The 12,962-nt window shown below is 42.7% G+C and carries 12 protein-coding genes; 6 read left to right on the forward strand and 6 right to left on the reverse strand.

All coding sequences use genetic code 11. The features are described from left to right. Window positions 1-294: 294 nt before the first annotated feature. Genes E3K36_00315 through E3K36_00340 form a run of 6 tightly spaced genes read left to right on the forward strand, consistent with a single transcriptional unit; the run spans window position 295 to window position 6,347 of the window. The gene (locus tag E3K36_00315) at window positions 295-1,677 is read left to right on the forward strand and encodes a flippase (GenBank protein ID MCF6153704.1); all 1,383 of its coding nucleotides are present in this window, start codon (window positions 295-297) and stop codon (window positions 1,675-1,677) included. Further along, complete coding sequence (locus E3K36_00320) at window positions 1,674-2,606, forward strand: sulfotransferase (GenBank protein MCF6153705.1); 933 nt, start codon at window positions 1,674-1,676, stop codon at window positions 2,604-2,606. Before E3K36_00315 ends, E3K36_00320 begins: the two co-directional genes overlap by 4 nt. 49 nt (window positions 2,607-2,655) lie before the next feature. Then, complete coding sequence (locus tag E3K36_00325; GenBank protein MCF6153706.1) at window positions 2,656-3,579, forward strand: hypothetical protein; 924 nt, start codon at window positions 2,656-2,658, stop codon at window positions 3,577-3,579. Between the two features lie 35 nt (window positions 3,580-3,614). Beyond that, entirely contained in the window at window positions 3,615-4,511 is an 897-nt protein-coding gene (locus E3K36_00330; GenBank protein MCF6153707.1) for a sulfotransferase, read from the forward strand. Window positions 4,512-4,557: 46 nt separating this feature from the next. Further along, window positions 4,558-5,346: a class I SAM-dependent methyltransferase gene (locus E3K36_00335; GenBank protein ID MCF6153708.1), complete on the forward strand. Its 789-nt coding sequence runs from the start codon at window positions 4,558-4,560 to the stop codon at window positions 5,344-5,346. Beyond that, complete coding sequence (locus tag E3K36_00340) at window positions 5,343-6,347, forward strand: glycosyltransferase family 1 protein (protein ID MCF6153709.1); 1,005 nt, start codon at window positions 5,343-5,345, stop codon at window positions 6,345-6,347. Before E3K36_00335 ends, E3K36_00340 begins: the two co-directional genes overlap by 4 nt. Window positions 6,348-6,401: 54 nt before the next feature. Here E3K36_00340 and E3K36_00345 read toward each other — a convergent pair whose 3' ends face one another. The 6 genes from E3K36_00345 to E3K36_00370 form a co-directional block, all read right to left on the reverse strand. Further along, window positions 6,402-6,971, reverse strand: a complete 570-nt coding sequence (locus E3K36_00345) for a winged helix-turn-helix transcriptional regulator (protein ID MCF6153710.1) — start codon at window positions 6,969-6,971, stop codon at window positions 6,402-6,404. Window positions 6,972-7,319: 348 nt separating this feature from the next. Continuing rightward, window positions 7,320-8,198 carry a HEAT repeat domain-containing protein gene (locus tag E3K36_00350; GenBank protein ID MCF6153711.1) on the reverse strand — a complete coding sequence of 293 codons (879 nt, stop codon included), beginning with the start codon at window positions 8,196-8,198 and terminating at the stop codon, window positions 7,320-7,322. Between the two features lie 5 nt (window positions 8,199-8,203). Then, window positions 8,204-9,736, reverse strand: coding sequence for a phosphomannomutase/phosphoglucomutase (locus tag E3K36_00355; GenBank protein MCF6153712.1), 1,533 nt, complete (start codon window positions 9,734-9,736; stop codon window positions 8,204-8,206). A gap of 12 nt (window positions 9,737-9,748) precedes the next feature. Further along, window positions 9,749-10,327, reverse strand: coding sequence for a flavodoxin family protein (locus tag E3K36_00360; GenBank protein MCF6153713.1), 579 nt, complete (start codon window positions 10,325-10,327; stop codon window positions 9,749-9,751). Continuing rightward, window positions 10,324-11,274, reverse strand: a complete 951-nt coding sequence (locus E3K36_00365; GenBank protein MCF6153714.1) for an SDR family oxidoreductase — start codon at window positions 11,272-11,274, stop codon at window positions 10,324-10,326. Before E3K36_00365 ends, E3K36_00360 begins: the two co-directional genes overlap by 4 nt. Window positions 11,275-11,526: 252 nt before the next feature. Then, complete coding sequence (locus tag E3K36_00370; protein MCF6153715.1) at window positions 11,527-12,804, reverse strand: hypothetical protein; 1,278 nt, start codon at window positions 12,802-12,804, stop codon at window positions 11,527-11,529. Window positions 12,805-12,962: the final 158 nt, after the last annotated feature.

Below are 12,962 nucleotides of genomic sequence, written 5' to 3' on the forward strand. Positions count from 1 at the left end.
TCCTCCCGCAGGGTAAAACCTGCGGGAGGAATTCAAAGCGTTGCACACCCATGGCCAATTATCCCCACTGTCACCTGCCTTACACCGGAAAAAAAGCTTGTAAATAAAGTGCATTCATCGGGTATACTTATGAAAGGCAGGAATAACCTTAATGGTTACCGTTTACAATCAATTCCATCATGAAAAAGCAGAAAAGATGCAGGTGGCTTTTGACGAAAGATACGTACCCTAAACCAGAAATTCAGAAGGACTTTGCGATGGCCCAACCTAATTGACATCCATGATACCTGTAATATGACTATCTCTGCCAAAGTAAACCATCGTATAAAATATTTGCTTCAACCTCTTTTCGGGAAAAAAGGAGTTATCAACCTGAAGGGCCGTCTTGCCAAAAGTGCTTCGGGTTCATTTGGTCTCAAGATAGCCTCTACAGGCCTATCATTTATTATTGGATTATTACTTGCCCGATTGTTGGGTACCACTGGTTACGGCACCTATACCTATGCCATGAGCTGGGTAGGATTGCTTGCAGTTCCTGGAGCATTGGGGCTGGATAAACTGCTTGTCCGGGAAGTTGCCATATACGAAACAAAATCTGAATGGCATTTCGTGAGAGGTCTCCTCCGGTGGGCAAATCAGACGGTATTGATAGTGTCGTTGGGGCTGGCATTATTAGCCTCTTTCATCGGCAGTATCTTTGCTGGCCGCCAGGATTCTTTGGTTTTAATCTCTCTCTGGATAGCCATGGTTTCGCTTCCGCTGGTTACACTTACCAGGCTAAGACAGGCCGTACTGAAGGGACTCAATAGGGTAATAGCCGGACAAGTACCAGAAATGCTCATCCAGCCAATACTCTTTCTTTGTTTTCTTGGCATTACCTATCTGCTTCTCGGTAAAGCTTTAACTGTGCCACAGACGTTGGGAATAAACATTGCAGCTACAGGAATTGCCTTTATTGTCGGAACGCGGGTATTACTCAAAACGCTCCCGTCATCCATCAAAGAAACTTCTCCTTCTTATAAAATTCGGGAATGGATGCGGAGTGCTTTACCCCTGATGCTAATCACCGGTATGCAGATAATAAATGCCAAGACAGACATTCTTATGCTTGGGGCAATGAAGGGTACAAAAGAGGCGGGTATCTATTCAGTTGCCAATCGTGGGGCAGAATTTATCACCTTCATCCTGCTTGCTGTCAATACGGCGCTGGCACCAACGGTGGCAAGCCTCTATGCAGCAGGAGACATGAAAAAATTACAGGATGTGGTCACAAAAAGCACCCTAATAATTCTGTTATTTTCGCTACCTATCGGGCTTGCCCTTATATTCTGCGGACATTGGTTCCTGCTTCTCTTTGGAGAAGCCTTTGCACAAGGCAGAATGGCCCTTGCAATCTTATCGGCCGGTCAGCTTGTTAACGCATCAATGGGTTCTGTCGGTCCCCTGCTTGTTATGACCGGACATGAGAGAAATGTCGCTATTGGTGTGGGAATCAGCGCAGTGTTGAACATCATTCTGAATGCTCTGCTGATACCTCGATGGAGTATTGCAGGAGCCGCAATTGCTACCGCAAGTAGCATGATTACCTGGAATATTTTGCTGGCAACCTGGGTATACAAAACGATTGGGATCCATTCCACTGCATTGGGAGAATTTGTCCCCTGGAGAAAGAGATGACAAAGCCTGAGTTCTTTATCGTAGGTGCGCCAAAATGCGGCACTACCGCAATGCATGAATATTTAAGACACCATCCGGGTATCTTCATGCCTGATATGAAGGAAATAAATCATTTTGCCGATGATTTATTGAAACATGATGACCCTTTTCTCAAGAGAGAACGGTACCTCTCGTTATTTGAAAGAGCAGGTGAAAACCAACTTGCAGGTGAAGCTTCAGTTTACTATTTATTTTCAAAAAATGCGGCACGAAACATCAAGTCCTTTTGTCCCGGTGCAAAAATTATTATCATGTTGAGGAATCCCGTGGACGTTCTCTATTCACGGCATGCACAGCTCGTTTATAATGGTGCTGAGGATATTTTGGATTTTGAAGCATCTCTGGCAGCGGAAGAGAAAAGGAGAAACGGCGAAATGATCCCTCGAAATATCAGGATAGAGAAAAAACTCCTGCACCGTGAAGTGGTTAAATTCACAGAACAGGTAAGAAGATATTTTGATACCTTTGGGAGAAATCACGTTCACATAATCATCTATGATGATTTTAAACAGGATACCGCAATGGCATACCATGAGACGCTCAGGTTTCTTCGTGTCGATACCAATTTTCGGCCAGATTTCAAAGTTATTAATCCAAACAAACGTATCCGCAACAGAACCCTTCAGCGATTCTTAAAGACCCCACCTTCGTTGGTGAGTACAATCGGCAAATTGCTTTTACCTCAATCGTTCCGCGATGTACTGCTGAACAGGCTTAAAAAATTAAACACCCAATATGTTTTCCGGCAGCCTATGTCTCTGGAATTACGGAGGCGTTTGCAAGAAGAGTTCACTCCAGAAGTAAATGGTTTAAGCGAGCTTTTGGGACGGGACTTGAATCATTGGAGCACAGACAAAAGCACAGATACGCTGGGGACACCAGGAAACTAAAATATTCCCAGCATGGCAAAGCTGCAACCAAAATTCCTGCAATGGAGTAATGGAGCGGTGTATTATCAGTAATTCTATGAATAACAAATCAAACTGGTTAGGACCTGTTGCCATTGGCGGCGTTGGGGGGAGTGGTACAAGGGTTATTGCCGAAATTCTCATACAACTCGGGTTTTATTTGGGAAAAGATATGAATGCCGCCCGTGATAATTTATGGTTTACGCTGCTATTTAAGAGGCCTGATTGGTTTTTTAAAAAAGCAACCAGGAAGGAATCACATATTTTGAAAGGCCTCGGCATCTTTGAAAGGGCAATGACCGCTAATATAAAACCCCACAACGACGAATTGAGTTTTATCATGCGGGCGGTTGTTGAAATGATGTTCAAAGGGCATGATTATTCAGGATCGGGGCGCGGTTTATGGCCAATGAGAAGGGCCGTAACCATGCTCCGTTCAAAAAAAATTGATCGTTTAAAATATCTGGGTTGGGGCTGGAAAGAACCGAATACCCATATTTATCTTGAGTATTTAAACAAACATTTTCACCATTTGAAATACATACATCTTATGCGACATGGAATCGATATGGCATATAGCCAAAATCAATCCCAATTATACAACTGGGGCAGGATCTTTGGAATTGCCGTGAATGATTCATCGATTCCTCTCCCCAGGCTATCGCTTCAGTACTGGAATGAGGCGAATAGGAAAGCAATAACCTTCGGACGGAAACACCTAAAGAAAAGATTCCTAGTTATTAATTTCGACAAGCTGTGCACGGATCCGGGACATGAAATAGAATTGTTAATACATTTTCTGGGACTAGATACCAGATGTGTAAATATAGATGAATTGGAAAGATTACCCAGATTACCGGAATCTGCTGGACGCTATAGAAATTATGATTTATCCATTTTTAACAAAGAGGAAATTGAGGCTGTAAGGGAGTTAGGGTTTATTGTCGATATTTAGGTATTTATACGGACAGAATGAAATAAACAATCAATATGAGAATACCAGATTTCTTCATTGTCGGCGCGCCGAAAAGCGGGACAACCGCCATGTGTGCATATCTCAGGCAACATCCGGAGATTTTCATACCGGGAAAAAAGGAATCCCACTATTTTGGTACCGATCTTAATTCCCCAAGGTTCATCAGAGATAGAGAAATATATCTTTCTTTATTTTCCGGGGCAAAAGATGAAAAACGGGTAGGAGAATCCTCGGTTTGGTATCTTTATTCAAAAAAAGCTGCTTCTGAAATTAAGGAATTTTCACCTTCCGCAAGCATTATTATCATGCTGAGAAATCCCGCGGACATGCTCTATTCTCAACATAGCCAATTTCTTTATAATGGTAATGAAGATATCGCATGTTTCGAAGAGGCCATTAACGCCGAGGATGATCGAAAGCGTGGCTTACGCATACCGCCTGGTGTCCATTTTATCGAAAGTCTTTTTTACCGGGAAACAGTAAAATATACTGAACAGGTTCAGAGATATTACAATGTTTTTGGAAGAGAGAATGTGCATGTCATTATTTATGATGACTTTAAAGTGGATACAATTAACGTTTACCGGGAAAATTTGCGCTTTTTGGGTGTAACCGGAGATTTTCAACCGGAGTTTAAAACTATCAACCCGAATAAGCGTGTACGCAGCAATATATTAAGAAACCTTTTACAAAATCCCCCGCAAATCGCCAGAGTGCTCGGTAAATTTTTTGTGACTCATACGCTGCACCAGTGGTTTGTTAAAAAACTGACGTCTTTCAATAGAGAATACGAGTCTCGTCCACCCATGGATACAGAGCTACGGAAAAGACTACAAGCAGAGTTTGCATCAGAGATAGAACGATTAAGCGAACTTTTAAGACGTGACTTGACTCATTGGTGTAAAACATAGATTTACAGAAAAAAAGTTTTGATGATACTTTTCAAAAAATTAGCGTATGGCTGGTACTATTGAGTATCACAATCCACTCGGCAAATCAGACTATTTGTCAATTCAGCACCTGGAACGGTATAAGTTCTCCGTTTCTCGTCTTAAACCAGGCCAGCGGTTATTGGATATTGCTTGTGGAGCCGGTTACGGAACTGCACTGCTTTTAAAACATGGTTGTAAAGCTATAGGTGCCGATTATGATGAACAGGCGGTCGCTGATGCTCAAACCAAATACAAGTATGGAAATTTTGTAAGGGCTGATGTCTTGGAGATTCCATTTAAAGACGAATCTTTTGACGTCGTGGTAAGTTTTGAAACCATAGAACACGTCCATGATGGCAACAGTTTTCTTTCCGAGGTATATCGGGTATTAAAGCCCGGCGGCACCTTCCTCTGCTCTACTCCAAACCTTCGGTACACAGCCCATCCACCGTACCATGTCAAGGAATACTGCCCCGAAGAATTTTACGGACTTGTAGAGCAGCGATTTTCTCAGGTGGAACGTTATGGTCAGTATTTCAAACCTTTAGACAGAGCATCCGACTTATATCATCGGCATTTCCATGCCTTTTTCGTTTCTCTCCTTGAGAAGACGAATATCAAAAAAACGTCAAAATGCATACTCCGTCCTGCTGTCAGGAAAGGTTCAGAAAATCCTGAATGTCAATCTACCGGAGATTTGATGATTGGACAGGCTTTTCAAGGAAATGGTAATTCATACTACCGGGTACGTCCATTCATCAATACGAAACGACTCAGGATAATGGTCGTTGCGGCGAAAAAGGGGACAGATTGAAACTTGCTATCCTAACCTACCATCACGAACCCTTCAGTCACCGTATTTATCGCGAAAACATCGAGCGTGAGCTGGTTTTGCTCGGAATAGAGGTATTCCCTTTTACGGAAGATAACCCTATTCCAAAAGAATGTGATCTTGTGTGGGAACCGGGGATTGCTGGCAGCCGTTCACCCCACCCAGGTTTAAAAAATACTCAACGGCCTGTTGTAGTAACTGTGCATGGAGTCGGCCCTTTTACCATGTCATGGTATGAAATCTATCCAAACCTTTTACAAGCTTTACGTGGGAAAATACAGAAACGCAGAACATTTAGTGCCTGGCAGTGGTTTTGGAAAAAGATTTCTGCAGTAATTACCGTTTCTGAGTTTGCGGCACAGGAGATATCCAGTGTTTTCAGCATTCCACGGCACATGATTTACCCTGTTTATCATGGCGTTGACCATACTATTTTTTACGCAGATGGTAAAAAACCAGACATTGAATATCCTTACCTGTTGCATGTATCACAGTACAAACCGAAAAAGAATACTGATCGCATTCTTGCAGCTTATGCAAATTTGCCAGAAGACAGGAGGCCTGCCTTCGTAGCAATCCTGCCAGGCTATAAAGGGAAAAAAATTGCTATAAAAGGTGTCAAACTTATTTCTGAGGGATATTCTTCCGCAGAACTGGCAATATGGTACCGAGGTGGGATGGGATTTGTGTTTCCGTCGCTGCACGAAACGTTCGGCATACCTATCCTGGAAGCTATGGCATGCGGGTGCCCGGTAATTACCTCCAATATCAGTGCCTGTCCCGAGGTAGCCGGGGATTCAGCATTATTCGTGAACCCGCGTTCTGTGGTCGATATTACCAGCGCCATGAAACGTTTGACAGAAGATGAATCGCTGCGCCAATCGTTACGCCATAAAGGTCTGGTTCGGTCTCAGCAATTTACCTGGAAGAAAAGCGCGGAAAAGCATCTGGAAATTTTTGAAAAGGTATTGGCAAAAACCTGAAATCTTCTTCCTGTCTCCGCTTTACCTCATCTATTGCATCCTTTATCTCTTTCGCTAAATTCTGATATCGACAATTTCTATAGAGTCAGGTATAAGTTTTATCGTATGAACATCCAATTCTTTTGTTACTAAAAGGAAGTGAGGGGAGTGCTTGTGTATTTCTTCGATTCCTATTACCTGATAGCCAAATATCCTGATTTTTTTTTCATTATCAGCAATCGCAACAAGGTCTATTTCTTTATCCTGGATAACGAGATAGGCCATCTCCATGAGGTCTGTGACGCCATAAATGGCAACGGAGTTCTTACCCTGAAAGGAGATACTATCGATTTTATTTTCAACGTCCTTTCTCACAGCTTTATAGAAATGAAAATTCCTGTCAAAAAATTTATAGGCAAGCTGTGTTTTTTCAGCAATCCCTTTGGGAGTCAGAATGTACCGGATCCTTCGGGGGTTTACACCCAGCATTTTCACTAACCCGCTCTTCGTAAGTTTTTTTAAAGCGAAATTTATGGAAGCCACGTTAATGCCCAGCTGCAAAGAGAGCTGGCGCTGGGAGATCTGCTCTCCATTTTCAATTGATTGGAGGATATTATATTGCGTGATTTCTTCCTGGTTAGACATAAAGCGTTAATTACTCAAAATCAATCGCAACTTCCCTAAGTTCCTCTGTGATCCTGAGTATATTCCACAAATCTTACTACGTGGAAGGAATGAATCAATAAGCTTTCCTTTTTGAAACAAACTTATTTTCCATGAAGAGCTTGCGTATGAATGGTAAGTTAGTAAGCAAATATTTCTATCTGTGCTTTTATAGATATTCCTCCCGCAGTTTACTTGCTGCGGGAGGAACGGGGTCTCTCAATTGGGTGATGTGAGAGATTATGTTTATAATTACAAACGTTTATTTTTCTAAACGTTTACTATTTAAAACGTTTTTTAGGAAAATGTCAACTTAAAAGTAAAAAACTTTTATTTCCCGGTATTAAGTTCCTCTAATATTTCCTGCGCTAGCTCCCGTACAGAACCGTCTTCATCATTGAGGGCGCTCTTGATAAATTCGATAGCAGCCTCTCCACCCACTTCACCTAATGCCTCTACAGCGCTTTCACGCACCCATGGGTCTTGATCCTTGAGTGCTGAAGAAAGTGGGTCGACAATACTTTTGTCGCCGATATCCAGTAAGGCGTCAATAGCGCTTAATCGTACGTCTTCGTTGGGGTCATTCGCCAGCGCCTTTGAGATAATTTCTATTGCCCTTGTATCTTTGCTTTCCCCCAAGGCGATAATTGCATCTTCTCTCTTCCCTGAATCCTCATTTTCCAGGGCATCTTCTACCAGGGATTCAAAGGAGGTTTGTTCCTTTTTTGGTTTTTCTTTTCTGGCAACAGGCATCCCTGGCCTGGAGATGACTTTTCTTGGAGGCTCATCATTTACTTTTGTAAAAATTTCTTTGGACTTACTGGCACTAATAATGGAAAGCTTCCCTTCTTTCACCTCGTGGAGGGCATAAGCAAAGGCATAATTCTTGTCTTTAAGGATCCTGCGCACCCCTTCTCCGATGGGTATGTTTTGGAATTCTACAGTAACGGTCCCGTCAATTGAATCGTTAAGCCATATTCTGGCTCCGCTCTGTGACATGATTTCTTTTAAGACCTTTTCCAAAGGAGAGTTTTTTATCTTTACCGATAGTTGGCCATTACTAAATTTGATATCATGGATTTCTTCACCTGTTGGTACATCTGCCCAAAGGGCATGCCTTATGTTGACTGTGAAAAAAAGCAAGGATGCCATGATGGTAAGTATGCCAATCCGTGTATATTTGTAAATTGTGTTGTTAAAAGGAAACATAAATACTATAAGAATTTCCCTTGAATAATATTGATTAACAGCCTTTTCCCCTTCTCCATAATTTCATGTGTTCTTCCTTCCAGATTTAAACGGAGCAGGGGTTCAGTATTGGATTTTCTCACGTTAAACCACCAGTCACTGTATTCAACGGTAACTCCGTCCAGATGGTCGATCTTTCCATTGGAAAATTTATTGGTAATTTCCGCAATCTTCGCATCTTTATCGTCTACCTCAAAATTCATTTCACCAGTAGAATAATACCTCTTCAGTGGCGCCACTATGTTCGAAAATGGGATGCGTTTTGAGCTCAAGATATCTAAAACCATGAGAAAAGCGATCATCCCGGAATCCGAATAGTAATTATCCCTGAAATAGTAGTGCCCTGAGAGTTCTCCGCCAAAGACTGCCTTTTTTTCCCGCAGTGTTGCCTTCATATAGGCATGACCAACCCGCTCACGATAAGGCACGCCACCTGCAGCTTTTATCTCTTCGGGAACGACCCAACTCGATCGGAGGTCATACAAAATCGTTGCCCCTTTTTCCCGTTCGAGAAATTGCTTTGCAATCAACGCCGTAATGATATCGCATCCAACTGTCCGTCCCATCTCATCAATAAAGACACACCGGTCGGCATCTCCGTCGAATGCAACTCCCAGATGTGCCCTTGTCTCGCGCACCTTATGTTGCAAATCAACAAGATTCTCAGGCTTTAATGGATTGGCTTCGTGATTGGGGAAATTTCCGTCCAGTTCAAAATACAACGGGATAATTTCGATGGGAAGCCCTTCACAAACAACGGGGACCGTTTTACCTGCCATCCCGTTTCCCGCATCGATTACTATACGAAGGTGTCTGAGGTTGCTGGCAAATTTTAAGACGTGCTTTTTATAATCCCCAAAGATATCGCTCTGAATGACCTTGCCAAGTTGCTCCCCGCGTGGGGGATGATATTGTTTTGTCAGTTTTGCAATCCGCTCTATCCCCGTCTCATAACTGACGGGAATGGCCTGTTTCCTGCATATTTTTAATCCGTTATACCCAGCGGGATTATGAGAGGCGGTAACCATGACACTTCCGTCATACTTATAATGTCCCACAGTGAAATAAGTCATCTCCGTTGAAACGACACCCACATTAACAACATTCAGTCCTGCTGTGCATAAACCATCGATCAGGGCATTGGCAAGTGGTTTCGAAGATGGCCTCATATCCCTGCCGACAACGATGTTTTTCGCATCAGGATTTTCTTCCTTAAAAAATTGGGATATGGCCGTTCCGATCTTGTGTACCGTCTGATCATTAATCTCCGATGGATATTTCCCGCGAATATCGTAACTCTTAAAGATATTCATAGAAAGTTTAGACTCAGCATGTGACGGGTTAAGGCTCGCCGGTTCAACCTTCTCCAGACATACATTGCATTTAGGATAATTCACCCTCTGCCTGCCCCTGCATACGGAATAGCTAATGGTATACGACTCGCCCGGACAACGGCGCTGTCTTTCTTCAGCCCTTTCAAGAATTGGTCCTTTTTTCATAAATGCTGCTCCTCACAGTTTCAGCAACTGTCTCCCCGCATCAAATGCCTGTTGTAAGAGATCCTGCCTCTTATTTACAGAGCCTTTCTCTTCCAATCCGGCACACAAAATGTCGCCAGCGTATTTCGTATCTAATACATGGAAAAAAGACTTTATTGTTTTTACAGCACCGGTAAACAACCCTTCCCCGGCATCGCGTGCTGCAGTTGCGATAAAAAACCCCCTTGCAAACCTTCCATCTTCCCTGATTGGTAAGTTTAAAATATATTTCCGGGCCCAAAAAGCCTGACAACGGTCAATAAGCGCCTTCAGCTGCGCACTTACACCCATAAAGTAGATGGGGGTGGCAACAACAATAGCGTCTGCAGCCACGAGCTGGGAATAAATTTTTTGCATATCGTCACCGATAACACACACCCCTTTTTCAAAACAGCCACCGCAAGAATTACAGGGGGCAATCTGTAAATCACGTACGATGATCTTTTCCACGCCGGCATTACTTGTCTCGGCGCCTTTCATGGCTTGATCGAGCAATATGTCGGAGTTACCCTGGGGACGCGGGCTGCCAAAGATGCCAATCACTTTTTTCATAGATTTTTTTCGAGGGAAGCTAACGCATCTTTAAAATATCCAAGCGTTTTACGCAGACCTTCTTCACGAACAATCTTTGGTTCCCAGCCTAAAACATTCTTTGCCCTGGAGATGTCGGGTTGCCGAATCTTTGGGTCATCAACCGGAAGGGGTTTGAATATAATCTTGCTTTTGCTTCCGGTGAGGGCTAGTATCTCCTTTGCCAGCTGGTGAATAGTTATCTCCTCAGGATTACCGATATTTACAGGATCATGCTCCTTTGAAAGAAGCAACCGATAGATACCTTCAATGAGATCGGAAACGAAGCAGAAACTCCTCGTCTGCAAACCGTTCCCGAACACGGTAATATCCTCACCCCTGATTGCCTGGCACATAAAATTCGGGAGTGCACGGCCGTCTTTTATTCGCATTCTGGGTCCGTAAGTATTGAATATTCTCACGATTCTGGTATCCACATGATGGTATCGATGATATGCCATAGTCATTGCTTCCGCAAATCGTTTTGCCTCGTCATAAACCCCTCTCGGGCCAACAGGATTCACATGACCCCAATAATCTTCCCGTTGAGGATGGATTTGAGGGTCTCCGTACACCTCTGAGGTGGATGCCAAAAGGAATCTTGCCTTCTTTGCCTTGGCCAACCCCAGGCTGTTTAAGGTACCCAGGGAACCAACCTTTAAGGTTTGTATAGGGAATTCCAGGTAGTCAAAGGGACTGGCCGGCGAAGCAAAGTGCAGCACATTATCAACGTGTCCATCCACATACATGTAATCGCTTACATTGTGCTTTATAAAGCGGAATTGGCTGTTTCCCATCAAGTGGACTATATTCTCTGCCTTTCCCGTCAACAGGTTGTCAATGCATAGAACCTCATGCCCCTTCTCGATCAGATAATCACACAGGTGTGAACCGATAAACCCGGCACCACCCGTAATTACCGTTCTCATGGAAGTATACCCCTTCAAAATCTGTAAATTCTAATAACATAAAGAACTTACGTTGAATTTTACAATATTTTCATCAAAATGCAATCCAAAATCACCGGTATCTAATTATGAGAAGGCAACCTTGTTATTGTGGTCACTCAGCCAGTGACCAATAATGACGAGTTCATGGTTGTTTCTTTGTAAACGATGATGCAGCAGTAAAGCGATGTTATAAATCGGAAAGATGGAATGGGTAGGAAAAGATATTGAAGACTAGAAGGCTGCGCCTATGGTAAAGGTAATGACGTGCTTTTCCCTGCCAAGGTCTCTTGAATCGTCTGATTCCGAGTCGCGGTTTTCGAGCCAGTAACTTAATTCTGCAAATAACCATTTCTGAATCCTGTAATCTACAGAAGTCCTGACCCCCCATGCAAAGACCTCTGCATCGGATTCGCCCTCATGAATAGCAGGAATATCCAGGAGTTGATAATAGTTTGAAAAGCTCGCCTCGATTTTTTCTGTTAATTTTCTTCGAAAAGTCAAATAAACGGAATTTAGTTCATAAAAGCTTCTTTCAGGCAATCCAATAATCTCTTCCTGACTTCTCCGCAGCATGACGGAGAAATTGGTTATGGTATTCAACTGTGTTTTCGATTCCAAAGAAAATACCACCCCGCTAAATTGATCAAACCCCTCTTCTTCATAATCACGCACACGATAGCCTATCTTAAATATGCCGGTTGTCTTTGCCGTCTCTTTCCATTGCACGCCAGCCAGGGATTCATAAAACACAGAATCACTTATGACGTTGGTATCGTAATTTGTTTTGCCGAAATTCAATTCGGCCAAGGTATCTAATTTTGTAAGGAGCTTATACGTTAACCGTGTGCCTATTTTCTGTTCATTATAACTTGAGTCTTCGAACGTGTCATACTGATGGTCATTGTTAGAATAAGAGATTTCTGAGTCGAACCTGGCAAAATAGTCGGGGAGGAAAACGGTTGTGGTGAAATAGTTTGATCTCCTCCTTGTTCTCTGGATTAAATTCCCGTAAATAAGATCGAAGGTCGGAGGTATCTCGGTATCTTCAAGCCTGTTATGAAGGATAATGCCCAGCCCGCGCGGGAGTACTGTTTTCCATGAGCCTTCAACGTATTGCTCCACGCGCCCCTGATCAGGATTTTCACGGTAATCCAGAAAGTTTGCGAGGTAACTTACACTAAATTCACTTTTCAGGCCTCTGATTGGCAAGAAGAGATTCATCCCCGGCGAATACATGGTAATAAGATCAGATTCTTCATCATCAGGGGTATCAAAAATATTACTGTCAAATATCTCGCTTATTGCAAACAAAGGATGGAGCCTAAGGGGTCCTAGCTGTAAATTGCCTTGCGTACTGTCTATCCGGGATAATTCAACGGGCACTGTATATTGTGCATCAGTCTCGTGACAGAGTGTTTGCTGGAAAAAAATGATGAAGAGAAATGAGAAAAAATGAAGGAAGATTTTCTTTTTGTAAAATGAAAAAGGATGTTTGAGGTTTTTGGGCATCTTTTCTCGTTTACCGTCGCTTTGTTGCTCAAATAATTTTTATAACTTGAAACATTTTCTTTACCTGTATATAATAATGAGAAAATTTAGCCGCTATTATATAAGAGTTATTGGCCGTAATCAATGAGTTTATCTCTGAAATCTTTCATCTTCTCAAA

The organism is Candidatus Brocadia sp., from assembly GCA_021646415.1.
GTDB lineage: Bacteria > Planctomycetota > Brocadiia > Brocadiales > Brocadiaceae > Brocadia.